Annotated in this window: 28 protein-coding genes; 21 read left to right on the forward strand and 7 right to left on the reverse strand. The window is 55.2% G+C overall.

Annotated features, from left to right (window positions below; all coding sequences use genetic code 11):
• Positions 1-105: 105 nt before the first annotated feature.
• On the reverse strand, positions 106-1,023 hold the full coding sequence (locus BM258_RS15840) for a YihY/virulence factor BrkB family protein (RefSeq protein WP_090073921.1): 918 nt from the start codon (positions 1,021-1,023) through the stop codon (positions 106-108).
• 331 nt (positions 1,024-1,354) lie between these two features.
• On the opposite strand from BM258_RS15840, the gene BM258_RS15845 reads away from it, so the two are divergent.
• The 12 genes from BM258_RS15845 (at position 1,355) to BM258_RS15905 (ending at position 12,161) form a co-directional block, all read left to right on the forward strand.
• Positions 1,355-2,239 (forward strand): DMT family transporter, encoded by an 885-nt coding sequence (locus tag BM258_RS15845; protein ID WP_090073923.1) that lies wholly within the window; start codon positions 1,355-1,357, stop codon positions 2,237-2,239.
• Between the two features lie 246 nt (positions 2,240-2,485).
• The gene (locus BM258_RS15850; protein WP_210186777.1) at positions 2,486-4,171 is read left to right on the forward strand and encodes an acyl-CoA dehydrogenase family protein; all 1,686 of its coding nucleotides are present in this window, start codon (positions 2,486-2,488) and stop codon (positions 4,169-4,171) included.
• A gap of 210 nt (positions 4,172-4,381) precedes the next feature.
• On the forward strand, positions 4,382-4,930 hold the full coding sequence (locus BM258_RS15855; protein ID WP_090073925.1) for a VOC family protein: 549 nt from the start codon (positions 4,382-4,384) through the stop codon (positions 4,928-4,930).
• A 47-nt stretch (positions 4,931-4,977) separates the two neighbouring features.
• Entirely contained in the window at positions 4,978-5,808 is an 831-nt protein-coding gene (locus BM258_RS15860; RefSeq protein ID WP_090073927.1) for an SDR family oxidoreductase, read from the forward strand.
• Positions 5,809-6,011: 203 nt separating this feature from the next.
• Positions 6,012-6,200, forward strand: a complete 189-nt coding sequence (locus BM258_RS15865; protein ID WP_090073928.1) for a twin transmembrane helix small protein — start codon at positions 6,012-6,014, stop codon at positions 6,198-6,200.
• Between the two features lie 162 nt (positions 6,201-6,362).
• Positions 6,363-6,926 (forward strand): acyloxyacyl hydrolase, encoded by a 564-nt coding sequence (locus BM258_RS15870; protein ID WP_090073929.1) that lies wholly within the window; start codon positions 6,363-6,365, stop codon positions 6,924-6,926.
• A gap of 213 nt (positions 6,927-7,139) precedes the next feature.
• Positions 7,140-7,718: a cob(I)yrinic acid a,c-diamide adenosyltransferase gene (locus BM258_RS15875; RefSeq protein ID WP_090073931.1), complete on the forward strand. Its 579-nt coding sequence runs from the start codon at positions 7,140-7,142 to the stop codon at positions 7,716-7,718.
• A 74-nt stretch (positions 7,719-7,792) separates the two neighbouring features.
• The gene (locus tag BM258_RS15880) at positions 7,793-8,482 is read left to right on the forward strand and encodes a rhomboid family intramembrane serine protease (RefSeq protein WP_090073933.1); all 690 of its coding nucleotides are present in this window, start codon (positions 7,793-7,795) and stop codon (positions 8,480-8,482) included.
• Between the two features lie 347 nt (positions 8,483-8,829).
• Complete coding sequence (locus tag BM258_RS15890; RefSeq protein WP_090073936.1) at positions 8,830-9,579, forward strand: electron transfer flavoprotein subunit beta/FixA family protein; 750 nt, start codon at positions 8,830-8,832, stop codon at positions 9,577-9,579.
• 21 nt (positions 9,580-9,600) lie between these two features.
• A complete protein-coding gene (locus BM258_RS15895) occupies positions 9,601-10,530 on the forward strand; it encodes an electron transfer flavoprotein subunit alpha/FixB family protein (RefSeq protein ID WP_090073937.1) in 930 nt (309 codons plus the stop codon).
• 351 nt (positions 10,531-10,881) lie between these two features.
• On the forward strand, positions 10,882-11,760 hold the full coding sequence (locus tag BM258_RS15900; protein WP_090074135.1) for a 3-hydroxybutyryl-CoA dehydrogenase: 879 nt from the start codon (positions 10,882-10,884) through the stop codon (positions 11,758-11,760).
• A gap of 194 nt (positions 11,761-11,954) precedes the next feature.
• Complete coding sequence (locus tag BM258_RS15905; RefSeq protein ID WP_090073939.1) at positions 11,955-12,161, forward strand: hypothetical protein; 207 nt, start codon at positions 11,955-11,957, stop codon at positions 12,159-12,161.
• 142 nt (positions 12,162-12,303) lie between these two features.
• Here BM258_RS15905 and tlpA read toward each other — a convergent pair whose 3' ends face one another.
• Positions 12,304-12,936, reverse strand: a complete 633-nt coding sequence (gene tlpA, locus BM258_RS15910) for a thiol:disulfide interchange protein TlpA (RefSeq protein WP_244544728.1) — start codon at positions 12,934-12,936, stop codon at positions 12,304-12,306.
• A gap of 160 nt (positions 12,937-13,096) precedes the next feature.
• Here tlpA and argH point away from each other — a divergent pair, with 160 nt between their 5' ends.
• The 3 genes from argH (at position 13,097) to lysA (ending at position 16,232) form a co-directional block, all read left to right on the forward strand.
• Complete coding sequence (argH, locus tag BM258_RS15915; protein WP_090073941.1) at positions 13,097-14,497, forward strand: argininosuccinate lyase; 1,401 nt, start codon at positions 13,097-13,099, stop codon at positions 14,495-14,497.
• A 103-nt stretch (positions 14,498-14,600) separates the two neighbouring features.
• Positions 14,601-14,849, forward strand: a complete 249-nt coding sequence (locus BM258_RS15920; protein WP_139229295.1) for an LptM family lipoprotein — start codon at positions 14,601-14,603, stop codon at positions 14,847-14,849.
• Between the two features lie 111 nt (positions 14,850-14,960).
• Positions 14,961-16,232 (forward strand): diaminopimelate decarboxylase, encoded by a 1,272-nt coding sequence (gene lysA / locus BM258_RS15925; protein WP_090073945.1) that lies wholly within the window; start codon positions 14,961-14,963, stop codon positions 16,230-16,232.
• Between the two features lie 85 nt (positions 16,233-16,317).
• On the opposite strand, the gene BM258_RS15930 is transcribed toward lysA, so the two are convergent.
• The 3 genes from BM258_RS15930 to BM258_RS15940 form a co-directional block, all read right to left on the reverse strand.
• Positions 16,318-16,728, reverse strand: coding sequence for a response regulator (locus BM258_RS15930; protein WP_090073947.1), 411 nt, complete (start codon positions 16,726-16,728; stop codon positions 16,318-16,320).
• Between the two features lie 207 nt (positions 16,729-16,935).
• Positions 16,936-17,472 (reverse strand): hypoxanthine phosphoribosyltransferase, encoded by a 537-nt coding sequence (gene hpt, locus BM258_RS15935; RefSeq protein ID WP_090073949.1) that lies wholly within the window; start codon positions 17,470-17,472, stop codon positions 16,936-16,938.
• 59 nt (positions 17,473-17,531) lie between these two features.
• Positions 17,532-18,836: a zinc-ribbon domain-containing protein gene (locus tag BM258_RS15940; protein ID WP_175528114.1), complete on the reverse strand. Its 1,305-nt coding sequence runs from the start codon at positions 18,834-18,836 to the stop codon at positions 17,532-17,534.
• A 226-nt stretch (positions 18,837-19,062) separates the two neighbouring features.
• On the opposite strand from BM258_RS15940, the gene ftsE reads away from it, so the two are divergent.
• The 5 genes from ftsE to BM258_RS15965 all read left to right on the forward strand — a co-directional run bounded on the left by ftsE (position 19,063) and on the right by BM258_RS15965 (position 23,081).
• Positions 19,063-19,722 carry a cell division ATP-binding protein FtsE gene (gene ftsE / locus BM258_RS15945; RefSeq protein WP_090073953.1) on the forward strand — a complete coding sequence of 220 codons (660 nt, stop codon included), beginning with the start codon at positions 19,063-19,065 and terminating at the stop codon, positions 19,720-19,722.
• Between the two features lie 14 nt (positions 19,723-19,736).
• Entirely contained in the window at positions 19,737-20,927 is a 1,191-nt protein-coding gene (locus BM258_RS15950) for a cell division protein FtsX (RefSeq protein WP_244544729.1), read from the forward strand.
• Between the two features lie 104 nt (positions 20,928-21,031).
• Positions 21,032-21,640, forward strand: a complete 609-nt coding sequence (locus tag BM258_RS15955) for a YdcF family protein (protein ID WP_175528115.1) — start codon at positions 21,032-21,034, stop codon at positions 21,638-21,640.
• 194 nt (positions 21,641-21,834) lie between these two features.
• On the forward strand, positions 21,835-22,596 hold the full coding sequence (locus BM258_RS15960; RefSeq protein ID WP_090073956.1) for a lysophospholipid acyltransferase family protein: 762 nt from the start codon (positions 21,835-21,837) through the stop codon (positions 22,594-22,596).
• Positions 22,597-22,718: 122 nt separating this feature from the next.
• Positions 22,719-23,081: a hypothetical protein gene (locus BM258_RS15965; protein ID WP_090073957.1), complete on the forward strand. Its 363-nt coding sequence runs from the start codon at positions 22,719-22,721 to the stop codon at positions 23,079-23,081.
• 81 nt (positions 23,082-23,162) lie between these two features.
• On the opposite strand, the gene BM258_RS15970 is transcribed toward BM258_RS15965, so the two are convergent.
• Positions 23,163-23,711 carry a gamma-glutamylcyclotransferase gene (locus tag BM258_RS15970; RefSeq protein WP_090073959.1) on the reverse strand — a complete coding sequence of 183 codons (549 nt, stop codon included), beginning with the start codon at positions 23,709-23,711 and terminating at the stop codon, positions 23,163-23,165.
• A gap of 137 nt (positions 23,712-23,848) precedes the next feature.
• Here BM258_RS15970 and BM258_RS15975 point away from each other — a divergent pair, with 137 nt between their 5' ends.
• The gene (locus BM258_RS15975) at positions 23,849-24,904 is read left to right on the forward strand and encodes a DUF2125 domain-containing protein (protein WP_090073961.1); all 1,056 of its coding nucleotides are present in this window, start codon (positions 23,849-23,851) and stop codon (positions 24,902-24,904) included.
• A 69-nt stretch (positions 24,905-24,973) separates the two neighbouring features.
• Here BM258_RS15975 and BM258_RS15980 read toward each other — a convergent pair whose 3' ends face one another.
• Positions 24,974-25,948 (reverse strand): prephenate/arogenate dehydrogenase family protein, encoded by a 975-nt coding sequence (locus BM258_RS15980; protein WP_090073962.1) that lies wholly within the window; start codon positions 25,946-25,948, stop codon positions 24,974-24,976.
• Between the last annotated feature and the right edge of the window lie 2 nt (positions 25,949-25,950).

Consider the following 25,950-nt stretch of genomic DNA (forward strand, 5'->3'; position numbering starts at 1 on the left):
TGGAAAGCAGACAGATAAAAGCCGGGATATCCCGGCTTTTTCTTTCCCGCAAATTGTTCAACATCACCCTATGAGCATATGCCCCCACACACGCCTGCTCGGGCCCTAATAGTCATTGGCCGGCTCTTCCGGCGGCGGCATGGCTGTCTTTTCATCAGGATCAGGATAGGGCTTGGCATGCTTGCTGCGCTCAATGCGGCGCCAGCGAATAATCCAGGCATTCACCTCGGCGCCATATAGAAAGATCATGGAGATGATCTGCAAAAAGATCAGCGTTGCCACAACACCGGCCAGGCCCGCATAGACACGTGCATATTGGGCAAAATGCGACAGATAGTAGGAATAGGCTTCGGCCGTGAACCACCATAAAACAAGCGTGGTCAAGGCTCCGGGCCAGAGATCGGCCCACTCGGTCGTACGCATGGGCAGCCAGCGATGGCTCGCCACCAGAAACAGAGTCAAAAGCGGAATGGCGATCCCCAACCGCACCACGTTGAAGGTGTACTGAAAATCCTCGATCCATGAAAAATGCGGCTTGAGCATATTCCATGCGATGGGCGCAAAGAACAGGGCCGAGGCAACAATGATCATCACACCCGTCGCCCCAAAGATGGCCAACAACCCCATCGCCCTGCGCGACAGGATCGACCGGCGTTCATAATAGCCATAAGCACGATTAAGCCCTTCGCGCAGGCTCTCTACCAGTGACGTCAGGGTAACGAGGAAGACGACCAGAGAAATGGACAGCAGGCTGCGGGTACGCTCGGCAATTACCGCATCCACATCGGGCTGCAAGATATCTGCGATCGCGTCCGGCAACAGTAAGCTCAGCATATCCTGCAAGACTTTGCCCAGCGCATCGCCACCGATCCAGACGGACACACCCGTAAGCAGCAGCAAAAAGGGAAAAATGGACAGCAGCATGGAAAAGGCAATGTTGCTGGCGAGCGCAAAACCGTGATTGTCTGAAAAGCGCCAGAAGATCCGGACCGGCACGACTATCCATTCCCAAAGACGCATCATTTCCAACTATCCGAATTCATTAGCCTTACGCAACAACAGGAAACCACAAACACCCCCCACTCCATGTGACAGCCAGAGTTTGACACCAGATAGGGAGCACAGCATGCTTGTTCGTTTTGCTATAAAGGTCCCGCCATGCGCGCAGCCTTTATAGGCTTCTGACCTGAAAAAGCAATCCGCTCCATCGCCCCAGAGAGACATCCGGAGCCCACATCATAATCAATGTTTACCGTGCCGGTCCGGTTCCCATTGGACTTTTCCGCCCTCAGCGGATAAAGCTGGAGCTTCTGTATTTTAAGCCTTTCTTTCGACCTGCCACTCAAGAAACACCATGACCTCCAGAACCGCAGGCATATTGCCGATCCTCGCCCCTCTTTTGTTTGTTGTCCTCTGGTCAACCGGCTTTGTCGGCTCGCGCATGGGTGCCCCCTATTCCGAGCCCATGACATTCCTGACCCTGCGGTTTGGCTCGGTGCTGCTGCTTCTGCTGTCTATTTCACTCATCCAGCGCGCCCGCTGGCCCAATCCGCGCCAAGGCTTTCATGCCTTTGTGTCCGGCTTCTTGATTCACGGCATCTATCTTTCGGGCGTCTTCTGGGCGATTGATGATGGCATGCCTGCGGGCCTGTTCGCCCTGATGACCGGATTGCAGCCCGTATTAACGGCCTTTTTCGCCCATCTTGTTCTGAAAGAGCAGATCACCAAAAACCACGCCCTTGGCTTTGTCCTCGGGCTTATAGGCATCTCCATGGTGCTGCTTCCGCGTCTCAGCGGCGGGGCTTTCTCTGTTACCCCGATACAGGTCCTCGTCTCCCTCGTGGCGGTCATCGCCATTTCCTTTGGCACGGTCTACCAGAAACACTTCGCAGCCAATCTGGACATCCGCACGGCCACTATCTGGCAATATATCGCGGCCGCACTCTTCTGCGGCGGCCTCAGCCTGCTAACGGAAAGCCAGACCATCATCTGGTCAGGAGAATTCATCTTTGCGTTGGTTTGGCTCGTGCTGGTGCTTTCCATCGGCGCCATCTTCCTGCTGCTTTGGCTCATAGAGAAGGGGGCCGTCTCCAACACCGCATCGCTTTTTTATCTCGTACCCGCCGTGACCGCGACCATTTCCTTCCTGCTCTTTGGCGAGCCCATCACACCCATGCAGGTGGCTGGAATGATCGTCACCGCCCTCGGCGTCATTCTGGCCAGCCGCAGAAAAAGCTGACAGCAACGGCCCGTCCTCTACCTCAAAGACAGCGGAAAATTCTGCGACAAAAGTCGTGTGCACCGCAACATGTCAGACGAACGTCTTTGATGCCTTACCCCTTTGGCTTATTGCAAATATAGCCTTCGCCCTTCAATGTGCACTGCAACATAAAAGCAATTGATTGCACCCGTCACCCTGTCTCAAGCCGTCATCTGGCGGAGAAGTCCAACGGCAGGCCAGACATTGCATCAGGGGGGAGAAACCATGTCTTTGACCATCGAGACCCAGCCGATCGCCATTCCTGACACATTGATGTCCGACATGGACGCAGCGGTCGCGACCTGTGAAAGCCTGCTCAAGGGGCTGGTCGATATAGTCTATGAAAAGGTAGCCGAGGATGGCCGCGTCAAGTCTGGCAAAGTGGAAGCCGAACAGCGCCTCACTCACGGCCTTGCATGGTTTGCCACCTATGTGGAAGCGCTCAAGGAAATGCGCGGCTATAGCAAGACTATGAGCGATGAAGGTCGCTATAGCGAGATGGAATCGCTCGTCACCCGCCTTGCCTTTGCCGAATATCTGGCACAGATTTTTGGCGGCATTCCCATGACGCAGGGTGAAATCGTGCGCCTTGCTGATTTTGGCGTGTCTGCCGAGACCATCGCTGCCGCCCAGAGCCCGGAAGTGGCCCGCCTTATGGCCGAAGGCAACACCAAGGAAATCCGCACCCGCCTTGTCGCCCTCATGGAAGCGGCAGAAGGGGCGGCCTCCTTTGGCGATGCGGGCCTTGACGAAACCATGGAAGCCTTCCGCGATGAAATGAACCGCTTCGCCGAAAGCGAAGTCACCCCGCATGCCCATGAGTGGCATCTCAAAGATGCCTATATCCCGATGGAAATCATCGAGCAAATGGCCGAAATGGGTGTCTTTGGCCTGACCATTCCGGAAGACTATGGCGGATTGGGGCTTGGCAAGGAAAGCATGTGTGTGGTCTCCGAAGCCCTTTCGCGTGCCTTCATCGGTGTGGGGTCTCTCGGCACCCGATCCGAGATTGCCGCCGAGCTGATCCTGTGCGGCGGGACGGAAGAGCAAAAGGAAAAATGGCTGCCGATGATCGCCTCTGGCGAGATCCTGCCAACCGCTGTTTTCACCGAACCGAACACCGGCTCCGACCTTGCCAGCCTGAAGACTCGCGCCACACTGGACGGTGACACCTATAAGGTGACCGGCAACAAGACATGGATCACCCACCCTGTGCGCGCTGACCTGATGACCCTGATGGTCCGCACCAACCCCGCCGAAGCCGGCTATAAGGGCCTGTCCATGCTGCTGGCAGAAAAGCCGCGCGGTGATGATGACAATCCCTTCCCGGCGCAAGGCATGGATGGCGGCGAAATCGAGGTGCTCGGCTATCGCGGCATGAAAGAATATGACATTGCCTTCGACAATTTCGAAGTCAGCAAGGATAATCTGTTGGGTGGAGAAGAAGGGCAAGGCTTCAAGCAACTGATGCAGACCTTCGAGGCAGCCCGCATCCAGACAGCTGCCCGCGCCATTGGCGTGGCCCAGAATGCTCTTGATCTTGGCCTTCGATATGCGCAAGAGCGGGTGCAGTTCGGCAAATCGCTGATCAACTTCCCGCGTGTCATCGACAAGCTGGCCATGATGGCCGCTGAAATCATGGTGGCCCGTCAGCTCACCTATTATTCAGCCCGTCAGAAGGACCACGACAAGCGCTGCGATCTGGAAGCAGGCATGGCCAAGCTGCTTGGCGCTCGCGTCGCTTGGGCCGCCGCTGACAATGCCTTGCAGATCCACGGCGGCAACGGCTTCGCGCTGGAATATGCCATCTCCCGCGTCTTGTGCGATGCCCGTGTGCTCAATATTTTCGAAGGAGCAGGCGAAATTCAGGCACAGGTGATCGCGCGCCGCCTTCTGGATACGCGCAGCTAGGCCAGCATTCCAGTGGAGCAACCGCCACAACCAGCATCACGAGGGGGAGGCCCACGCCTCCCCTTTGTGTATTTTGCCAATTGCCATCCCTTGCGAAATAAGGCTTTTTCACATCCCTGTCATGCCTCTGCCATCAATCAGGGAAAAGCTCTTGATCCGATGCGCTCAGGCGCGTTTAACTCTAATTGATCAAGAGGGAAGGAAAAGACAATGCGCTGGCGCGGAATCAATCATGTGGAATTTTCAGTCCTCGATTATGACAAATCGATTGCCTTTTACGATCTGATGTTTGGCTGGCTCGGCTATAAGAGTTTCTGGACGCTGGATGTGGGCTACCGCTCCACTTATTACATGGCCCGCTTTCCTATGCCGCACAGCTATATCGGCATTCAGCCCGCCAAGAGCGGAGAAAAATTCGATTTCCCGGCCCGCCCTGTCGGCGTGCATCACATTGCGCTCTGGGCCAAAAACAGCAAGGAAGTGGATGCCTTCCACAAAGAGTTTCTTATGCCCAACCACGTGCCGGTTACAGAAACACCCGCTGAATATCCGCTTTATGCGCCGGGCTATTATGCCACCTTCTTTAATGACCCAATCAATGGCATCCATTGGGAGCTGGCCCATATCCCGCGCTTGCCGTCCCTTAAGGCCATTCGCAACTGGCGAAAGGCCATGAAGGACGAAGAAACAAAACATCCCGAATGGAAGCACCCATTCTCGAAAGAATCCGAGCGTTCACTACCCCCACGCGATTGCTAAGCGCGCCGTCCTCCCCCAGGCCCTGAAGACATTACCCGAAAGACATCATGACCCAGCGTTCCATCCTCATCACCGGTTGTTCCTCAGGCATTGGTCGCCACTGTGCGCTTCAACTCCACAAAGAGGGCTGGCAGGTTTTTGCTACCGCCCGCAAGATCGAAGACATAGAGGCCCTCAAGAATGAAGGGGTTACGGCCATTTACATGGATTACACCGACCACCAGTCGATCAAGGCCTGTGTGGAAGCGGTTTTGAACCATACCGGTGGCCAGCTTGATGCCCTCTTCAACAATGGCGCCTATGGTCAGGCCGGTGCGGTGGAAGACCTCAAGACAGACATACTGCGCACCCAGTTCGAGGCCAACCTTTTTGGCTGGCACGAATTGACCTGCCAGATCATCCCCGTCATGCGGCGTCAGGGATATGGCCGGATCATCCATTGTTCTTCGGTTCTGGCGCTTACCGGCCTTGCTTTCCGCGGGGCCTATGTGGCCTCGAAATATGCCCTTGAAGGCCTGACGGACACCATGCGCATAGAAATGCACGGCAGCAACATCTCCATTTCGATGATCCAGCCGGGCCCGATCACCAGCCAGTTTCGTGAAAATGCCCGCCTGAATTTCATCTCAACGGTGGACACAGAAAATTCCGTCTATAGCGAGCGCTACAAGCATCGTCTCAAGGCCATGGAATCCGATGCGCCGGGCAAGTTCGAGTTGCCGCCCGAAGCGGTTTACAAGAAGCTGCACCACGCCCTTCATGCCCGCAACCCGAAACCGCGCTATATGGTAACCGTGCCAACCTACATCATGAATGTCTTGCGTCGCTTTCTGCCCACCAGAGCGCTTGATGCCTTTTTGCGTGCCTATGGGGATTGATCCCGCCCAACCAAAGTTCAGTAACGGACATCTTTCATGCGGTTATGCCCTCCTGCTAGACTGCGCCGACAAGCCCTTGTGAGTACCCCTCTTTTCCAGAGAGATCAAAAGAGAAACCGCGATCAACGAAAAGGGCGCCTTGGCAGCATCCTGCAAGAATGAAGAATCGCGCATGTTGCTTAACCCCGCATCAGGAGTGCAGCATGTCTTCGATTCTTTCCGCTCTCATTCCCGTCTCTCTGCTCGCCGTTGCGCTGATTCTGGTTGTTGGCCTCGTCAACATGATGCGTGGCAGCAATCCCAACCGGTCGCAAAGATTGATGCGCTGGCGTGTTCTGTTGCAGTTGTTGGCCATCGTCATCGTCATGGCGAGTTTGTATTTCCTGCAATAGGAGCAATAGGAGCCGAGAACGCGAGGGCTGGCCCTGTGACCAAAACAACACGCCGCCGTGAAGAAGCCTGCGAGCGAATAAAAATTTCCCGATTTCGGGTGGCATCCACCGCTTGCTTGGGCTAAAGATGGGGAAACAATAGCTTTGCCTTGGACGATTAGCATGAAACATGCCGCTCTTATTTCAGCACTAATGCTCACCTGTGCCGCTGGTGCAGCCAACGCAGCCGATTATACCGCACCCGGCGAAATGGGTTTTCTCAGCGAACTGCGCATGGGCGTCATGGCGCATGACGTGACCCGTCGCGAAGATGGTACGGTTGATCTGCAGGCCGAAGTTCTTTTCAATGCCTTTGGCACACCGGCAGAGAATACCTCTGTCTGGGAACGTTTCCTGACACCACGCCCCCATATCGGTGCTTCCCTCAACACGGATGGCAAGACATCTTACGGCTATGCCGGCTTTAGCTGGCTGTTCCCGGTCTACGGCCCTGTTTTCGTTGAAGGCAGCTTCGGCGGCATGGTTCATGATGGTAAACTGAGCAACACAGACCCTGACCGCGAGCCTCTGGGCACCCGTGCTCTGTTCCACGAATCAGCCTCCATCGGTCTTGACTATGAGCGCATCCGCGTAATGCTCACCGTTGAGCATAGCTCCAACGCCGGTCTTGGCAATTGGAACCACGGCCTGACCAACGTCGGCGCACGCGTCGGATACAAATTCTGATAAGCCAACGGCCTGACATAAAGGCCGCTTGAAGCAAGGGAATGACGATCCGTCATCTTGCGTCTGATCAGGAACTATTTAAAGTGCGTCTGACATTGCATCAGGCGCATTTTTTGTATGTGCCGACTCGTTCAATCTGGTGACCATATTTCATTCAACGGCGCAGCTTGTGACAGCGCCGCAATCCCATAGCCAAAAACGGAAAGATCTTCGATGGTTCGTCTCAACAAAATCTACACGCGTACAGGTGACAAGGGAACAACCATGCTGGGCACAGGCGAGCGCCGCCCCAAGCACGATTTGCGCGTTGAAACCTACGGAACAGTTGACGAAACAAACTCGATTGTTGGCCTCGCCCGGCTGGAAACCGCAGATAACCCGGAACTGGATCTGATGCTTTCCCAGATCCAGAACGATCTGTTTGATCTGGGGGCCGATCTGTGCACACCAGACAGCGGCGAAAAGCTCGATTATGAACCGCTGCGCATCATTGCCAGTCAGGTCGAGCGCCTTGAAAAGCAGATCGATCAATTGAATGCGGATCTGGAACCCTTGAAGAGCTTCATTCTGCCCGGCGGCGCCAGAGCATCGGCTTATCTGCATTATGCCCGCACGGTTTCACGCCGCGCCGAGCGTCTGGTTACAGCCCTTGCCGCAGAGGAAAACGAACCCGTATCCGCTGAGGCCATCCAGTATCTCAATCGTCTTTCTGACTTTTTCTTCGTTGCAGCCCGCTGGGCCAACAACAAAGGCACCGCAGATGTGCTCTGGGTTCCCGGCCAGAATCGTTAAGAACCCGTTAAGAGACCACAGCAAGGCCTGAGCGCGACACGACAGATCAGAAGGCCAACGGAGGCACGCAGAGCATGTTCATACCCTTGCATGACAGGAATGCCCTTCATTATGTCCGCTGGCAGTATGTCACACTCGGGCTCATCCTTGCCAATTGTCTTGTTTTCCTGATCAGCGGCGGCCCGGGTGACGGCCAAACCCTGCAAAATTTTGCAGTGTCCTACGGTCTCATTCCGAGCAGCCTGATTTGGCAATCTCCAGACTTGCTCGGGCCAACCTCTGGCATGCATTGGGGCACCTTCATCTCCTATGCGTTTCTGCATGGTGGCTGGATGCATCTCATCGGCAACATGGCCTTTCTCTGGGTCTTTGGCGACAATATCGAAGACGCGATGGGGCATGTCCGCTTTCTCGTCTTCTATTGCCTTTGCGCCGCAGGGGCGGCCCTGCTGCATGCGCTAGCCAACTGGGGCTCGCCCGTGCCGCTCATAGGAGCATCAGGCGCAACAGCGGGCATTATCGCCGCCTATCTCATGCTGCATCCCGATGTCCGCGTCTGGATCCTGATCCTTGGACGCATACCCCTTCCAATTCCCGCTATTTACTGCCTTGGTGCCTGGCTCGGGCTGCAACTTTTCAACTCCCTGACCAGCACAGAGGCCACTGTTGCATGGTGGGCGCATGTGGGAGGAGCGATCACGGGAGCCATTCTTATCCCCTTTATGAAGCGAAAAACAGTCCCCCTGTTCCAACGCGCTACGTGAAACTACCCAAAGGTTTAAGGGCCATTACAGAAACTCATGCGTCTCAGACTGACGGATTGTTGACAGGCCCAAAAGCTGCCATTACCGTCCTCCCCGATCAGGAACAAAACAATGAAGCCGCTGATATTGGATGGTCTTTTCCAAATGATGTCAGCCAAATAATATCTGTGATCATATTTCTGACCCCCAAGACATCAGAAATTGATCTCGTGGGCCTCAAACAGCAGGGACGGCACAGCGGAGCATAAAGACTCCAGGCGCTCGCAGCGAGCCAAAGCCAGTTCTCTTGCACAACGCTCAAGTCAATTGAGCCGGCCTAATGCCGGTTCACATGGGAGAATTAATCCATGAAGATCCTTGTACCCGTCAAGCGGGTTGTCGATTACAACGTCAAAATCCGCGTCAAGGCCGATGGCACTGGTGTCGATCTGGCCAATGTCAAAATGTCCATGAACCCGTTTGATGAAATTGCGGTAGAGGAAGCCGTGCGCCTGAAGGAAGCCGGCGTGGCCAGCGAGATCGTTGTTGTCTCCATTGGCGTTCAGCAGGCGCAGGAAACCCTGCGCACCGGTCTGGCCATGGGCGCCGACCGTGCCATCCTTATCAAGTCAGACGCCCCCGTCGAACCGCTGGGCGTTGCCAAGCTGCTCAAGGCCGTTGTTGAAGAAGAACAGCCCGGCATGGTCATCGTGGGAAAACAGGCCATTGACGATGATGCAAACCAGACCGGCCAGATGCTGTCCGCACTTCTTGGCTGGGGCCAGGGTGCTTTTGCTTCGGGCATCAAGGTTGAAGGCGATGTTGCCAGTGTAACGCGCGAAATCGATGGCGGCCTGCAGAATGTAACGATCAAGCTGCCTGCCGTGATGACCGCTGACTTGCGCCTCAACGAGCCGCGCTATGCCTCTCTGCCCAACATCATGAAGGCCAAGAAGAAGCCGCTCGACACCAAGGAAGCCGCAGACTATGGCGTTGACATTGCGCCGCGCCTCGAAGTGCTTTCCACCGCAGAACCGGAAGCCCGCAAGGCAGGCATCAAGGTTGAGAGCGTGGCCGAACTGGTCGACAAACTGAAAAACGAAGCCAGCGTGCTTTAAGGCAAAGCGAGGAGATAGATTATGACAACCCTTCTGATTGCCGAACATAACAACGCGGCTTTGAATGACGCCACCGCAAAAGCCCTGAGCGCAGCGCTCGAGCTGGGTGGAGACGTGGACATCCTGATCGCTGGCAAGGATTGCGCAGCTGCTGCTGAAGAAGCCGCCAAGCTGAGCGGAGCGGCCAAAATTCTGGTTGCTGAAAGCGATGCCCTTGGCCACCATATCGCAGAAGCCCTGTCTGCTCAGGTCGTTGCCATGGCAGACGCATATGATGCAATCGTGGCTCCGGCCACATCCGTTGGCAAGAACTTCATGCCGCGCGTCGCCGCTTTGCTCGACGTCATGCAGCTTTCCGAAGTCACCAAAATTGTCTCGGCCGACACCTTCGAGCGCCCGACCTATGCTGGCAATGCCATCCAGACCGTCAAAAGCGCCGACAGCAAGAAGGTCATGACGGTGCGGACCGCCAATTTTGCAGCCGCAGCATCCGAGGGCTCTGCCAGCATCGAAAATGTTGCTGCAGCTGACGCGCCCGACACCACGACCTTCGTCAGCGAAGAGCTTTCAACATCGGATCGCCCCGAGCTTGCAAGCGCCCGAGCCATCATCGCCGGTGGCCGTGGCCTGGCGTCCGAAGAACAATTCAACGGTCTTCTGACCCCGATTGCCGACAAGCTGGGCGCAGCCATCGGCGCTTCGCGCGCAGCCGTTGATGCCGGCTACGCTCCGAACGACCTGCAGGTCGGCCAGACCGGCAAGGTGGTCGCTCCCGAGCTGTATATCGCAGCAGGCATCTCCGGTGCCATCCAGCATCTGGCAGGCATGAAGGATTCCAAGGTCATTGTTGCCATCAACAAGGATGAAGAAGCACCGATCTTCCAGGTTGCCGATTATGGCATCGTGGGTGATCTGTTCGACATTCTGCCAGAGCTTGAAAAAGCCCTCTGATCTTGTGCCGAATGACCGCACCGATCAGGCAAAACCGGTCAGGTGACAAACACGAACGCGTCTTTCCAGTCATCCCGCGCTCCTCTTGGAGCGCGGGATTTTTCATATCCGGCCTCACGGTGCAGGCAAATTATCCCCATTGTTTTGCGTAACTATCAGACTTTGATCGTAGTTTTGTCGAGCAAAGGCGCTTAGCACTTGCTGCACACAATTCATGCATTCATTTGCATTTGCGAAGCATTGCACAATCTGCCAAACTTGCCCGACCATCTGGAGGCCATGCCCTGGGCATCTTCCAGCCGCCGGGACAACGAGCAGAGAACCATAGCAGAGCAATCCGTGAGCAGTGAAATGTCTGAAATCAAGAAAGTTGGGATCATTGGGGCCGGACAAATGGGCAGCGGCATTGCTCATGTCTGCGGTCTATCCGGTTATGATGTGCTCCTGAATGACATTAATCAGGAAAGACTCGATGAGGCCATTGTCGAAATTACCAGCAATCTCGAGCGGCAGGTCACCAAGGGGCGCATTTCCGATGGGCAGAAACTGGCAGCATTGGCCAAGATCACCACAACGCTGGATCTGCAGACCATGGCTGATGTGGATCTGGTCATTGAGGCGGTCACCGAGCATGAGGAAACAAAGCGCAAGGTTCTTGCCTCCATCACGCCATTCCTCAAACCCGAAGCCCTTATAGCCTCTAACAGCTCGTCCTATTCCATCACCCGCCTCGCGGCGGCCACCGACAGGGCCGAACAGTTCATCGGCATGCATTTCATGCGCCCCGTTCCGATCATGAAGCTGATCGAACTCGTGCGCGGCATAGCAACGGATGAGGCGACCTTCAGAACTTCGGAAAAATTCGTCGAGAGCTTGGGCAAGACCGTTGCCGTCTCGGAAGATTTCCCCGCCTTCATCGTCAATCGCATCCTGCTTCCCATGATCAATGAAGCCATCTACACCCTGTATGAAGGGGTCGGCACCGTGGATGCCATCGATACCGCCATGCGGCTGGGGGCCAATCACCCCATGGGGCCACTGGAATTGGCCGATTTTATTGGTCTGGATACCTGCCTGTCCGTCATGCAGGTGCTTTATGATGGATTGGCTGACAGCAAATATCGCCCCTGCCCGCTGCTGGTGAAATATGTCGAAGCCGGCTGGTTGGGGCGCAAAACGCAGCGCGGCTTCTATGACTATCGCAGCGAAATCCCCATCCCGACGCGCTAGGCTTTGCCCGAGCGATCAGGCGATCCCCATCAAACATCAAGCCAGCCCAGCATCCGGGCTGGCTTTTCTGTACAGAAATATAGAAAAACACAGAAAACTATTTAAACACACTTTAACACAGTCTTAAGAGAGCTACCGGACAATTGGGCCAAGGCAAACCATGAAACAGGAGTAACCCCAAAGGAGAATACTTGATGTCCAGCGTAGCTTCGTCCGGTGCGGCAATCGCCTACACCAACGCAGCCCAGTCAAGCATGGATCTGGGTTCGACCCTAATAAAGATGGCTCATAACGCCGATATGAATATGGCCAACACCCTTGATGCCCTCGTCCAGAAGGGTATGCAGAATAGCAACTCTGCCCCTGAAGGCATGGGCAAGGCAGTCAATATCAAGGCATAAGGTCGCTCACACGCATCCTGACGGCAATACCGCGCAGCCCTTCAAAGGCCTGCGCGTTAAAACCTGCGCTCAGAACCGGGCGTGGGCTCGCTCTCGTGTGCGGCATCCCCCAGTCCCGGTCCCCTAGGTCCTCCCGCTCCTTCTATTCCGATTCCACAATCGCTTTAACGAGTTCCTGCGCTTCTGCTGATGCCCAGGCAGCAGGGCCTGCCATATGCGCCAGTGAGCAGCCATCCTTGTTGATGATCAGCGTGGAGGGCATGCCAAACGCCATGCCCTTTGAGCGCAGGGCCGGAAACATTGCCATTTTCTCATCATAATAAAGCGTCAGATGCTCGATACCGATCTCATCGAAAAAAGCACGGGGCTTGTCTGGCGATTTGCGATCAAGGCTCACCGTGACCACTTCAAAGTCATCCCCCCCGAGCGCAGCCTGTAGCCCATCAAGATCGGGCATCTCGTGACGACAGGGCGCGCACCAGGTCGCCCACAAATTCAGAAGCACCGTCTTGCCCTTGAAATCGGCAAGAGAAAAAGCGCTGCCATCCTCGCGTTTGAAAACAAGTCCGGAGAAATCCACCGGATGCCCGCTGGTCTGAAGTGCCGCTATCGGCCCCTTGATCATAGGATCGATGGCTTCAATCTGCTGCTTGGCAGCAGGGCAGCTTTCTTGTGCGGAAACGGACGGAGGCGCAATGGCAACAGCGCCGGAAAGGGCCATCAGAAAAATCAGGCCAGCACGCAAGGGCCGGAATTTTTGAGCAAATGAAAGCATTTCTGTTTCCCCTTCTTCAATCAAGACCCCCGCCGAAGACGGGAAATCATCACAATGAGCCACAAGTGAACGATCTTTCCTCAGTATTGGCGCTGACAGTCCCATTTTGTTATGGCATAAAGCAACACGACTTACCGATCTGATCAATGGAATAAGCATCATGAGTAATAAAATGTGGGGCGGCCGCTTCTCCGAAGGTCCGGACGCCATTATGGAAGAAATCAATGCTTCCATCGATTTCGATAAAAAACTCTACTCCCAGGACATTGCCGGATCCAAAGCGCATGTGCGCATGTTGGCCAAGCAGGAAATCGTGCCTGCCGATGATGCCAAAGCCATTGAACAAGGTCTAGACACAATCGCTGGAGAAATTGAGGCAGGGGACTTCACTTTTTCGCGTGCGCTGGAAGACATTCACATGAATGTGGAAAGCCGGCTTTCAGATCTCATCGGCCCGAATGCCGGACGGCTGCATACAGCCCGCTCGCGCAATGATCAGGTAGCCACCGACTTCCGCCTTTGGGTACGCGACACCCTCGATACCCTTGATGGACAATTGCTTGAGCTCCAGAGCACTTTCGCAGGCAAGGCAGAAGAGTTCGCCAATGCCGTCATGCCAGGCTTCACCCATCTTCAAAGCGCCCAGCCGGTAACCTTCGGCCACCATATGATGGCCTATGTAGAAATGCTCTCCCGTGACCGGGGCCGTGTGCAGGATGCGCGCAAGCGCATGAATGAATGCCCTCTGGGCTCTGCTGCACTGGCAGGCACTTCCTTCCCGATCGACCGTCACATGACGGCAGAAGCCCTTGGCTTTGACCGCCCGACGGCCAACTCGCTGGACGGGGTTTCCGATCGCGATTTTGCCCTTGAAGCACTGTCTGCCGCCTCCATCTGCGCCATGCATCTTTCGCGCTTTGCTGAAGAGCTGGTCATCTGGTCATCCGCCCAGTTCCGCTTCGTGAAGCTTTCGGACAAATTCTCCACCGGCTCTTCCATCATGCCGCAAAAGCGCAATCCGGACGCAGCTGAATTGGTCCGCGCCAAATCCGGCCGCATCATCGGTGCGCTCAATGCCCTGTTGATCGTCATGAAGGGCCTGCCGCTTGCCTATTCCAAGGACATGCAGGAAGACAAGGAGCAGGTCTTCGACGCCTTGCAGAATCTGTCCTTGTGCGTTGCAGCCATGACCGGCATGGTCGCCGATCTGGAACCCAATGTGAAAGAGCTGAAAAAGGCCGCTGGCTCTGGCTATTCCACCGCCACGGATCTAGCAGACTGGCTCGTGCGGACACTGGGCATGCCCTTCCGCAACGCCCATCATGTCACCGGCAGCCTTGTTGCCATGGCCGCCGAGCGCAATATCGAGCTGCACAAGCTTACTCTTGAAGACATGCAGACGGTCGAGCCGACCATCACCGAAGATGTTTTCTCGGTGCTCTCGGTCGACAAATCCGTCCGAAGCCGCGTCTCTTTTGGTGGCACCGCTCCTGCCAATGTTAAAAAACAGGCAAAAAGCTGGCTGAAAAAGCTTGAAAAAGAAAAAGCAGCCAAGCAATAGTCAACAAGAACAAACAGGCCGGAGCCAACAAAGCCCGGCCTCGTTCATGGTGCGCTACCTCCGCCACCATCCAGACCATGCGAAGAAAAAGGGATATCAAGCGATGGCTCATGGCATTTTTTCAAAGTCCGTCGTCAAAACCGCCGCAACCGGCCTCATCGCATTGGGCATGGTGGCCAGCCTAGCTGCCTGCGGCGTGCGTGGACCACTGCAGGCCCCGTCAGCCAACACCAATGCACAAAGCACCATCAAGGATCCGGTGGCAAGCGAGGGAGCCGTTGACGAGCAAGAGCCTCAGGCCACCCCGACGAAGACGGCCAACGACGACTTCTTCCTCGACCCTCTGCTCTAGGAACAGCCTTACGTTACGGCCCCCCGGCGCCCGGAATCGAAACCATGCCCGCTCGTCTGCCACGCAAAAGCGCGTGCTTGCGACTGAAGAGCCCAAAGAAAAGAGATAGCCATGCACCATTTCGATTATATCGACGGCGTCATGCATGCCGAAGGCGTTTCCATTCCGGACATCGCCAAGCAAGTCGGAACCCCTTTCTATGTCTATTCCACCGCCACGCTCGAACGCCATTACAAGGTGTTTTCCGAGGCTTTTGGTGATGTGGACTCCATGCTTTGCTACGCCATGAAGGCCAACTCCAATCAGGCTGTACTGAGGGTGCTCGCACGCCTTGGCGCTGGTGCAGACGTTGTCTCTGAAGGAGAAATGCGTCGCGCTCTGGCCGCAGGTATTCCCGCTTCAAAAATCCTCTTCTCCGGCGTAGGCAAAACCCGCCGCGAGCTGACCTTTGCGCTGGAACAGGACATTCTCTGCTTCAATGTCGAATCCGAGCCCGAGCTTGAGCATTTGAGCAGGATCGCTGCAGAGCTTGGCAAAGAGGCTCGCATTTCCTTGCGGATCAATCCGGATGTGGATGCAAAGACCCATGCCAAGATCGCGACCGGAAAATCGGAAAACAAATTCGGCATTCCCTGGAAGCGCGCCCGCAAGGTATATCAACGCGCCAACAGCCTGCCCGGCATCAAGGTCACCGGCATCGACATGCATATCGGCAGCCAGATAACCCATCTGGAACCCTTTGATTCTGCATTCGAGCGCCTTGAAGATTTGGTCAAACAATTGCGCAGCGATGGCATCGAGATCGATCATGTGGATCTGGGGGGCGGCCTGGGTATTCCCTACCAGAACACCCAGTCGCCACCGCCTCTGCCGCGCGACTATGCCGAAACGGTCAAGAAACATGTCAAGCATCTCGACTGCAAGGTCTATTTCGAGCCTGGCCGCCTCATCGCAGGCAACGCGGGCGTGCTGATCACCGAGGTCATCTATCGCAAGGAAGGAGAAGGCAAAACCTTCGTCATTGTAGATGGTGCCATGAATGATCTCATCCGGCCCACGCTCTATGAAGCATGGCACGAGGCCAAACCCGTAACCGAACCATCCTACGACACCCCCGTCTCGAATGTGGACATTGTAGGCCCCGTTTGTGAAACAGGAGATTTCCTAGCGCAGGATCGTCCCCTACCGCATATGGATTCAGGCGATCTGGTGGCTATCATGTCAGCGGGAGCTTATGGCGCGGTGCAGGCCTGCACTTATAACAGCCGCCTGTTGGTGCCCGAAGTGCTGGTCAGTGGCGACAAGTGGCATGTCATCCGAGAACGCAAGAGCTATGAAGAATTGCTCGCGCTGGACAGCGTGCCAGACTGGCTGGAAGAATAGTCCGACCGATAGCTGAATGTAAAAAGGGATGGCAAATGCCATCCCTTTTTTAAACGCTTGTCATAAGCTCCAGCCGGAAACCAACTTATCCATACATCGCACGCGACATGGAAACCGGACCAAGAGACGCCTCTCCAGACAGGGCCTCTCTCACGGCACGGCGAATTTCTGCCAGAGAAAAGGGTTTTGACACCACATCATGCACAATAGCAGCGAGGCTATCACAGCGCTCGCGCTGATCGGCAAATCCGGTCATCATCAGGATTGTCATTTCCGGCCAGCTGGTTGCGGCAGACTTGGCCAATTCAATGCCATCCATTTCGGGCATTTTGATATCAGTCAGAAGCAGGTCAAAAGACCCTCCATGCTCTGCAAGAAGGTCCATAGCATCTGTTCCGTCTTCAGCGGTTTTGACGTCATGCCCGTCCATCATCAATGCCCGCTGCACAAACATGCGAACCCCGTCGTCATCTTCGGTAAGAAGAATTCGGGCCATAACCTTACCCCCAAAATACTCTTTTTAGTCACACCAAGATCTTTTGCCGATCTTGCTCGCCTATTTGACAGCCAAAAGGTTTACCAAAAGCGAAAACGGGACGGAAAAATTGAAGCACCGGCATGTTTACACATAAAGAAAAGCGCAGATCCAACCCTTCGGTTCGACCTGCGCCCTTACCCATAAATCACATTCAATTATCTGATTTTATTGATCGTTTTCTTCCAGATAGCCAACAAAAGGCACTTCCCGGTATGAGTGTGCCTTATCCATTCCATAACCGACAACAAATTTGTCAGGGCATTCAAAACCGACATATTCCGCATCAAGATCGGCGACCCTTTTGCCCGGCTTATCGAGCAAAACGGCAATGTCTGCGCGATTGGCGCCACGTTCCTGCAACAGATTCTTGGCATAGGCCAGAGTGCGCCCGGATTCCAGAATATCGTCAATCAGTAGCACATCGCGATCCTTCACGATCACCTCGATGTCCCGCACAACTTTCACATTGCCTGAAGATTTGGTGCCAGAGCCGTAGCTGGAGAGCGACATGAATTCCACTTCCAGCGGAACACCGGCGCGATACAGAGAGCGTAGCAGATCAGCTGCAAATACAAAGCTTCCCTTGAGGACCGCAATAACGAGCAGATTTTTATAACCAGCCTCTGCGATGGCGTTTGCCAGTTCCTGATTTCGGCTGGCGAGTGTCGCCTCGTCATAGAGGACTTCAATGGTATCTGTCATGAATTTTTCCGGCTTCCCTTCAGACTCAGACTCTGTCAGATGGCCTGGCCTATGATGATCTATTCGTTGAACACGCGCATCGAGAGATATCTTGCTTGCGCGGGCGCAGCAATCGACGTCTCGATCAGTTTGCGCTCACCCGGCCCGAGGCCCACATGGTCCGGTCCGATGGTCCATGAATAAAGCTCAAGACGCTCCTTGCCAAGGACGGAAAACTCCACAGAGGGAAGAATCACAGGTTCAGTGCCCGGATTGACCAGTTCGGTCTCGATGGCGAGCACTGGTGACCCGCTTTTCTGCTCAAGACGCACGTCAACCATCTCGATATCGACACCGACCACATTCACATCCATTCCAAACATGGAATAAAGAGAAGCGAGGTCCGGAATGCGTTTCACCCAGAATTGAGGCGCCATAAACAGAGCCCCCAGCAAAATCACCGTGGCGGCAAGAGCAGCGCTACCCATCACCCACTCTTTTTTCACTGAACGGCTGGCGCCAGCTCCCCCCTTTTGCTTTTTGGCGCGCGCCTTGCGCCGCCGACTGCGCGCCCGGGCTTCTGTTCCGCCGCGCGCGACTTTCTTTTGCGCTTCAAAAGCAGCGGCATCCAGAAGATCGACCACAGGAGGCTGGAAATCATCCCCGCCGTCTCCCTTCACGACAAAGGGCTTGGAATCCTCATCATCGGCCGCAGCATCATCTGCCCCGTCCTCAGACTCTCCTGCGGGCAAAGCCTCTGCTTTCTGGGGCTTCTTGGGTTTTTCAGCTTTTTCCGCCTTGCCAGCAGGCTCATCAAACAGGGAATCGATATCGTCCTGGCTCTGCTCCTCGCCTCCTGAGGGGCTGTCAAACAGCGCGTCAATATCATCCTGACTTTGCTCTTCGCCACCAGACGGGCTGTCAAACAGCGCGTCAATATCATCCTGACTTTGCTCTTCGCCACCAGACGGGCTGTCAAACAGCGCGTCGATATCGTCCTGGCTTTGTTCCTCGCCACCGGAGGGGCTGTCAAACAGAGCGTCGATATCATCCTGACTTTGTTCCTCGCCACCAGACGGGCTGTCAAACAGAGCGTCGATATCATCCTGACTTTGCTCTTCGCCACCGCCAGAAGGGCTGTCGAACAAGGCATCGATATCGTCCTGACTTTGTTCCTTTCCCTCAGCAGGTTGCGCCTCGGGTTCTTTTGCCGCTGGCTTTGGGGCAGGTTTGGGGTCAGGTGCCTTTTCAGGCTTCGGTTCAGGGGTCTGTTCCGCATGCCAGGTTTCCCCGCAACTGGAACAACGCACGGACCGCCCTTCAGCGCCGATATAATCATCGGGGACCTGATAGCTTGTCGCACAATTTGGGCAGGTTATCTTCATAGGTGCTTCAACGCTGCAAAGGAATGGGTATAAGCGGCTCCCCGCCTTTTGACGCCCACATTCTAGACAAAGCATTGAAAGGAGGCGAATCATCCACAACATAGGATATCAGCCATTAAGGCTTTGCCAAGCCCCGCTCAAAGATCAATGATTGTGTATAGTTATCGGGTGAATCGGGACACCAAATCATGCAAGCTGCCATCAAACGACCAGAAGGAAGATCATATTGATTCGCTTTGAGAATGTTGGCCTGCGCTATGGAATGGGACAGGAAGTGCTGCGCGATGTGTCTTTTCACATCCCACAGAACTCCTTTCAGTTTCTTTCCGGCCCCTCGGGGGCTGGCAAGACATCCCTGCTCAAACTGATGTTCCTCTCGCTCAAACCAAACCGCGGCCTGATCAAGATCTTCGGTCGCGATACCGCTCGCCTTGACCATGATGAACTGGCCAAGCTACGCCGACAGATCGGCTTTGTCTTTCAGGAATTCCGACTACTCAACCACCTAACAACCTTCGAAAATGTCGCTCTGCCATTACGGGTCAAGGGCATGTCGGAGAGCGCCTATAGAACCGATGTGGCCGAATTGCTGGAATGGGTCGGCCTTGGCCACCGTATGCATGTCTATCCGCCTGTGATGTCTGGCGGGGAAAAGCAGCGCGCTGCGATTGCGCGCGCCCTCATCTCCCGCCCCAAGCTTCTGCTGGCAGACGAGCCAACCGGTAACGTTGACCCGATTCTTGCCCGCCGCCTTCTGCGCCTGTTTGTTGAATTGCACAGATCAGGCACCTCCATTGTCATCGCAACGCACGACACCAGCCTGATGGATCAGATTGAGGCGCGCCGCATTGTGCTGAACGATGGAACTCTCTACATTTACGATTAAGAGAGGAGAGCCCCATGGCCAGACGCCCCACCGATAGAGACGGACAAGACAGAACGCACGCCCCGATGCCGTCCAGCACGCCGCGCGTCGGCCCCAATCTTGGTCCCAGGCCAGGTCCTGTAGGCGAGGAAGCGTTCAAGCCGCATGCCAGCACCAGACAACCGGCAGGCCCCAATGAGCTGCCTTCCCTGACCAAGGGCAAGAATCCGCTCTCCAAACCGGGCAAGGCGCGCAAGAAAAGCTCCAGAATGCGCCAGCTGCGTCAGATGAAGCCCAAGCGCTTTACCCAGCAGATCCCCTTCTCGGACAAGAAGCCCGGCCCGATTGTCCCCAAAGGAACCATCGCGGGCCACGCGCTCGTACTGGTGATCGCCATCATGAGCTTCCTTGCCGCACTCACTGTCGCAGCCGTGACCATCATTTCCGATGCTACGCGGGACTGGCAATCTGACATCAGCCGCGGCGCAACCATCCAGATCAGACAGCTGGAGGGCGTCGAGATGGAAGGGGAATTGGCCAAGGCCATCAATATTGCTCGCCAGACCCCGGGCATCACAAGCGCCACGGCCCTCACGTCGGATGAATCCAATTCGCTGCTCGAGCCATGGCTGGGGCTCGATATCACCTTTGATGATCTACCTATTCCGCGTCTGATAGAGCTGACCATCGATGACCCTTCGGCAGTGGACTTCGCATCATTAAGCAGGCAATTGCAGGAGCAGGTGCCCGGCGCCGTTCTGGATAACCACCGCTTCTGGGTGGAACGACTGCGTTCCATGGCCGAAACCGCCATCTTCATCGGCTTCACCATCATGGTGCTGGTGGTCACAGCCACGGTTCTAACCGTGGTCTTTGCCACCAGATCGGCCATGTCGGGCAACAAGGAAACGATCGAGGTGCTCCACTTTGTGGGAGCCAGCAACAAATTCATTGCCGGCGAATTCCAGCGCAAATTCTTTACCCTCGGCTTTCAGGGCGCCCTTGCTGGCGGCGGGACCGCCGTCGTCACCTTCCTTATCATACAGGGGTTGCTGCGCGCGCAGGAAGGGTCTGCCGCCCTTGATCAGATGCAGGCCCTACTCGGTGTTGTGCAACTGGGCGCCAACGCCTATCTTGGCACCTTCGCTCTGGTGATCTTGATCGCCGTATTCACCGCAATCACAACACGATTGACCGTTATGAATACGTTGAAAAAGCTATCCTGAGCAGAATTGGCCTCGACAGGCTGTGCCCAAATGCGGATAAAGCACCCATCACAACCAACGCCGGACCCGGAATGCCCCAGTCACCCACACAACAGAGCTCTGCCTTGAGAAAAGGGGTATTTGCTCTTTTCTTCGCGGCCTTTATTGGCCTGTGTGCGCTGTTGATTGGCTGGGCAATCTTCATCGCCTATGCGCTGACAGCCGATGAAACGCCCCCTGAGCCAGCCGACGCCATCGTCGTCGTCACGGGGGGAGCGGGTCGGTTGGAACGGGCAATAGAATTGCTCAAGGAAGACAAGGGCCACAAGCTGCTCATTTCCGGCGTACACTACAGAAACACGGACCGCACCCTGTTTGCCCGCTTCGATCTGGATGAAGAGACGATCAACTGCTGTGTCGATCTGGACAGGGAAGCGCTGAATACGGTTGCCAATGCCACCCAGACGGCGATCTGGGCCAAGGAAAACAATTTCAAAAGCCTCATCATCGTCACCAGCGCTTATCACATGCCCCGGACCCTTTTGGAAATGCGCCGCGCGGCACCAGACGTATCCTTCCAAAGCGATCTTGTGGCCGGATCAACCAAACAGCCGCTCTTGTCTCGCCTGATCAACTGGAACACGGTACACCTGCTAACCAAGGAATATTTCAAGCTTCTGGCCGCTGTGCTGCACGGGACCACCGAGAGACTCTTGAGCCATCGGGGGCAATAGCCTGAGACGATCATGTCTCTGGACAGATCTGTCATTTTCACCGATAAATGGTTTCACCAAGCCAGATCCGAGAGCTGTGCGCGCGGAGCTGCACAGAGGCACATAAAAACCAATGGACCAGTGCGTGTCTTTCAAACCGGAAGAGCCGAATGAAAGAAAAACGCATCAGATAACCCGAGCGGAACAAGACCCAGATGCTGATTATCCGATCCGTGCTATTCAACGCAGCCTTTTATCTGTCGACAGCGCTCATGCTGATCATATCCATTTTCACCTACCCCCTGCCCCGCCGCTATCTGATCAAACTGGCAGGCATCTGGGCAAAGGTATGCGCATGGCTCTTTACCACCATCGTGGGCGGCAGCTATGAGGTGAGAGGGGCGGAGAAAATTCCCAAAGGCCAGAGCATCATCCTCGCTTCCAAGCATATGAGCGCCTTTGAAACCTTCGCTCTGGTACCGCTGGTGGACGACCCACTATTCATTCTCAAGCGCGAATTGCTGCGCTATCCGCTTTTCGGCTGGGCCTTGCTGAAAACCGACATGATCCCCATCGACCGCAGCGCCGGACTGAAAGCCCTGCGCGGCATGCTGCTCGAAGCACGCAAGAAAATGACTGCCGACAGCAGGCAACTCATCATCTTCCCCGAAGGCACACGCCGGCGCCCCGACACTGAGCCAGTCTATAAGTTCGGTATCAGCCATATCTATCATGCCCTGGAAGTGCCCTGCTATCCTGTGGCCCTCAACACCGGTCTGTTCTGGCCGAAAGGCAGCCCGATTCGCCATTCCGGCAAAATCATCATCGAGATTCTGCCTCCGATCGAACCGGGCATGGGGATGCGTCCATTTTTCGAACAACTTAGTGAAACCATAGAATCGCATTCAAATCGGCTGATTTCCGAAGCCCGTGCTGCCAACAAAGACCTCCCTCCACCGACAAAAACCGAAGCCTAGATTCTAAATATTGTATTTTTTAAGAATCGAACTACATAATGTAGACAAAGAACAAGTTGCATCCCATTAAGGATTGTTCTATATTTGTTCTTATTAAGATCAAGATGTGTTGGGGATCGAGTATGTCGTTTGGGGCCATTGGAGACTTCGCTGTCGACAGCCTGCGCAATCGCTTCTGCTACTGGCAGAGCGACAGCGGCAATAGATATATTTTCACCCAGATTCCCGAAGATGACATTTCCAGCTTCGAAAATTGCATCCTGTTGCTGGCCACCGAAAACGCCGACAAGCTTCAGCCTGAATTGAAGTGGATCGGCGAAATCTCGGATCTGTCCCCGCTCGCCTTTCGCGATATCGCCCCTGAGGACGTCAAGGATCTGGTGGTCTATGTTCACCTGTTGGCAGGTAGCGAACATGAACGCCAGCAGGTCATTGACGATTTGGCACGCGATGCTGGACGGGAAATCTGCCTGCTTAGTGCATAAAGCAGATCATCCAGATGGCTCACCCCATATGGTAGCAGATAACACTTACAGCCAACCCCGCTTGTTCATTGTTTCCCCTAGCTAGGGTTTGGCTTTTAGCCTCAGCGCGTCAGCCAGTTCATAAAGAGCCTCATCCTCGATATTGATCTCCTTGAGATGATCCACCGTGTTGAGCACATAGTCAATGTTGGGACCGGCCTCACCCTGACTTTTCAGAACAATCTTCACCTGTTCCTCAAGGTCTAGCTTTCCCGCATATTGCCCATGCGTTGTGTCGGCAACATAGGTCACAGCCTCCACCTTGCGCGGCGCGCCACCAACCGTGACCGAAGCGATCTCGACGGGTACAAATTCTTCCAGATAGACGGAGGTGACCTGTTCGCGCGCGCGCAGATAGTCAATCACCGCCTCACGCTGGCTGCCGTCGACACGAAACACCATCCCCTGACAGGAACCGCCCTCACTCAGTCCCATCACCAGTCCGGGATTTTCCGGCGATCCACGATAGACATGGGAATAGACACAGAGTGCGCGGTGATAGCCCTCGAGGGTACCAATATAGGATTCTTCAAAGTCGAATCCGGGTCGCCACATGAGAGAGCCATAACCAAAGACCCAAAGATCGCGCATGCCAACTGCCTCCAAACAGGATACAAACAACTAAAATCGGTTCGTTATAAAAACCGCCATGATTGCGCCATAAGATGACGCAACAAAGGACGTGAAATACCAATACCGGTCGACATTTGCAACAGAACGAGTGCCGAATGCCTCAACAGCCACCAGAGCAAACCAATCAGGTCAAGCAGAAAAAAGGCGCCAAGCGCCTCCTGTGGGGTGCCGCCATCATTCTCGTCCTGATTGCAGCAGGATGGTCAGGCTTCTGGTATTATGGCTATACGACCACACAAGCCCTTGTGGATCAATTTGTCGCCCGCGAGGTGAACGGACAGAAAATAGTGCGCTGTCAGGACCGGAAATTGGGTGGCTACCCGGTGCGGTTGGCCCTTGATTGTTCGTCCTACGCGGTTGTCGATCCTGCCTCCGGATGGCAGGTCTCTGGCGGCCCCTTGCAAGTCTACTGGCAAATTCATGAGCCGGGTCGGGCCAGTATTAAGACCCACGCCCCCATGCATATCGAGCAGCCAGCCTTTGGCCAGAGCTATGACATCACTGGCAGCCTCATCCAGAGTTCGGTTTTGCTCACACCACCCAACGGCATACGTGCCGTGTCCTTCAAAGCGGAGGAGGCCACGCTGGCCGCCAACAATGCGGTTCTCGGCCAACCCGTTGGCACCATCAAGGCTGACAGCCTCGAATTCAATGCCAGCCCACGGCAGCAGACAACTGGCGATCTGGATCTCACTTTCAAGGCAAGCGAACTTTCAATCGATCGCATCCCTGTTCTCAATGGCGAAATGACTTTCACCGCCAAGGACGGCCTGAACGCATTGATGCAGGATCGACGCGACCCGGCCGGTTTGTGGCTACGTCAATCGGGCAAAATCGAAAATATCGATGGCTGGCTGGAAATTGGCCAGAAAACCCTGAAGCTGAAGGGTGACATCGCTTTCAATCAGGCAGGCCTTGCCAATGGCACCCTCAAGCTGCGCATCCTCAACCCCAGCCTCGAGACCGCCAAGGTGAAGTCAACTCTCTCAGCCGAGCGCGACGGCTTCAACGGCCCGCTCACCGGCCTTCAGTTGATGGGAAAACCGGTGCGGGATGGAGATCTGGTCGGCTCTGAGGTCAAGATCACGCTGGTCAATGGTGCAATAAAGGCAGGGTTCCTGCCTTTGGGGACCCTGCCTGCTTTGCGATAGCGATTGATTGAAAGGCACGTCAGGATCGAAAAACCGGATGGCTCGCGCTTCCGTATCCGGTGATAGCGATCAGCTGCCGGTATATTCGTGATCATCGCTGCTCAGTGTTGGAGCATGGGTCTCGCCCTCTTTGAGATGACGGCCAAAGTCCGAAGCGGCTATTTCCTGACCGGCATCGATAATGCTGCGGCGAATGGAACGCGTACGCGAGAAGAGGTCGAACAGGGCATCCCCATCCCCCCAGCGAATGGCCCGCTGCAAAGCCGTCAAATCTTCGGTAAAGCGCCCCAGCATCTCAAGAGCGGCTTCCTTGTTATGCAAAAAAACATCCCGCCACATGGTCGGGTCGGATGCTGCAATACGGGTAAAGTCGCGGAAACCACCGGCAGAATATTTAATGACTTCGGAATTGGTCACCATTTCCAGATCTGACGCGGTCCCTACGATATTATAGGCAATCAGGTGCGGCAGGTGAGAGGTGATGGCCAGCACATTGTCGTGATGATGCGCATCCATCAGTTCCACATTGGACCCGACCGTTGACCAGAAGGTCTTGACCTTCTCGATGGCTCCTTCATCCGTGCCCTCAGGAGGCGTCAGAATACACCAGCGATTGATGAACAGCTCGGCAAAGCCTGCATCAGGACCGGATTCCTCGGTACCCGCGATCGGGTGCCCCGGCACGAAATGCACATGAGCGGGCAGATGTGGCTGCATCTGGCGAATGATCGACATCTTGACCGAGCCGACATCCGTGATGATAGCGCCTTCCTTCAAATGAGGCGCAATCGCCTTGGCCACGGTGCCACAAACGCCGACTGGCGTGCAGACAACGACGAAATCGGCATCCTTGACACTCTCAGCCACATCCTTGTGATAGCTGTCTCCCAAGCCCAATTCTTCAGCACGCGCCAATGTGGCATCGGATCGCGTATGCACCGCGATATGCTCGACCAGCCCTTTTTGACGGGCTGCCAAAGAAATGGAAGACCCCAGAAGACCGATACCGATCAGGGTCATGCGCTTGAAAAGAAAGTCTGTCATCC

This window comes from Cohaesibacter marisflavi (genome assembly GCF_900115225.1).
Classification (GTDB): Bacteria; Pseudomonadota; Alphaproteobacteria; order Rhizobiales; family Cohaesibacteraceae; genus Cohaesibacter; species Cohaesibacter marisflavi.

What these genes read in the sequence shown, in the direction of transcription:
- BM258_RS15865 (WP_090073928.1), top strand. Translation starts at nt 6,012, where the DNA reads ATGTCTTCGATTCTTTCCGCTCTCATTCCCGTCTCTCTGCTCGCCGTT.
- tlpA (WP_244544728.1), bottom strand. Translation starts at nt 12,936, where the DNA reads ATGCTTTCATTTGCTCAAAAATTCCGGCCCTTGCGTGCTGGCCTGATT.
- BM258_RS15940 (WP_175528114.1), bottom strand. Translation starts at nt 18,836, where the DNA reads ATGAAGATAACCTGCCCAAATTGTGCGACAAGCTATCAGGTCCCCGAT.
- BM258_RS15900 (WP_090074135.1), top strand. Translation starts at nt 10,882, where the DNA reads ATGTCTGAAATCAAGAAAGTTGGGATCATTGGGGCCGGACAAATGGGC.
- argH (WP_090073941.1), top strand. Translation starts at nt 13,097, where the DNA reads ATGAGTAATAAAATGTGGGGCGGCCGCTTCTCCGAAGGTCCGGACGCC.
- BM258_RS15965 (WP_090073957.1), top strand. Translation starts at nt 22,719, where the DNA reads ATGTCGTTTGGGGCCATTGGAGACTTCGCTGTCGACAGCCTGCGCAAT.
- BM258_RS15890 (WP_090073936.1), top strand. Translation starts at nt 8,830, where the DNA reads ATGAAGATCCTTGTACCCGTCAAGCGGGTTGTCGATTACAACGTCAAA.
- BM258_RS15870 (WP_090073929.1), top strand. Translation starts at nt 6,363, where the DNA reads ATGAAACATGCCGCTCTTATTTCAGCACTAATGCTCACCTGTGCCGCT.
- hpt (WP_090073949.1), bottom strand. Translation starts at nt 17,472, where the DNA reads ATGACAGATACCATTGAAGTCCTCTATGACGAGGCGACACTCGCCAGC.
- BM258_RS15840 (WP_090073921.1), bottom strand. Translation starts at nt 1,023, where the DNA reads ATGATGCGTCTTTGGGAATGGATAGTCGTGCCGGTCCGGATCTTCTGG.
- BM258_RS15975 (WP_090073961.1), top strand. Translation starts at nt 23,849, where the DNA reads ATGCCTCAACAGCCACCAGAGCAAACCAATCAGGTCAAGCAGAAAAAA.
- BM258_RS15970 (WP_090073959.1), bottom strand. Translation starts at nt 23,711, where the DNA reads ATGCGCGATCTTTGGGTCTTTGGTTATGGCTCTCTCATGTGGCGACCC.
- BM258_RS15895 (WP_090073937.1), top strand. Translation starts at nt 9,601, where the DNA reads ATGACAACCCTTCTGATTGCCGAACATAACAACGCGGCTTTGAATGAC.
- BM258_RS15960 (WP_090073956.1), top strand. Translation starts at nt 21,835, where the DNA reads ATGCTGATTATCCGATCCGTGCTATTCAACGCAGCCTTTTATCTGTCG.
- BM258_RS15980 (WP_090073962.1), bottom strand. Translation starts at nt 25,948, where the DNA reads ATGACAGACTTTCTTTTCAAGCGCATGACCCTGATCGGTATCGGTCTT.
- BM258_RS15850 (WP_210186777.1), top strand. Translation starts at nt 2,486, where the DNA reads ATGTCTTTGACCATCGAGACCCAGCCGATCGCCATTCCTGACACATTG.
- lysA (WP_090073945.1), top strand. Translation starts at nt 14,961, where the DNA reads ATGCACCATTTCGATTATATCGACGGCGTCATGCATGCCGAAGGCGTT.
- BM258_RS15880 (WP_090073933.1), top strand. Translation starts at nt 7,793, where the DNA reads ATGTTCATACCCTTGCATGACAGGAATGCCCTTCATTATGTCCGCTGG.
- BM258_RS15920 (WP_139229295.1), top strand. Translation starts at nt 14,601, where the DNA reads ATGGCTCATGGCATTTTTTCAAAGTCCGTCGTCAAAACCGCCGCAACC.
- BM258_RS15930 (WP_090073947.1), bottom strand. Translation starts at nt 16,728, where the DNA reads ATGGCCCGAATTCTTCTTACCGAAGATGACGACGGGGTTCGCATGTTT.
- BM258_RS15875 (WP_090073931.1), top strand. Translation starts at nt 7,140, where the DNA reads ATGGTTCGTCTCAACAAAATCTACACGCGTACAGGTGACAAGGGAACA.
- BM258_RS15845 (WP_090073923.1), top strand. Translation starts at nt 1,355, where the DNA reads ATGACCTCCAGAACCGCAGGCATATTGCCGATCCTCGCCCCTCTTTTG.
- BM258_RS15855 (WP_090073925.1), top strand. Translation starts at nt 4,382, where the DNA reads ATGCGCTGGCGCGGAATCAATCATGTGGAATTTTCAGTCCTCGATTAT.
- BM258_RS15905 (WP_090073939.1), top strand. Translation starts at nt 11,955, where the DNA reads ATGTCCAGCGTAGCTTCGTCCGGTGCGGCAATCGCCTACACCAACGCA.
- BM258_RS15860 (WP_090073927.1), top strand. Translation starts at nt 4,978, where the DNA reads ATGACCCAGCGTTCCATCCTCATCACCGGTTGTTCCTCAGGCATTGGT.
- BM258_RS15950 (WP_244544729.1), top strand. Translation starts at nt 19,737, where the DNA reads ATGGCCAGACGCCCCACCGATAGAGACGGACAAGACAGAACGCACGCC.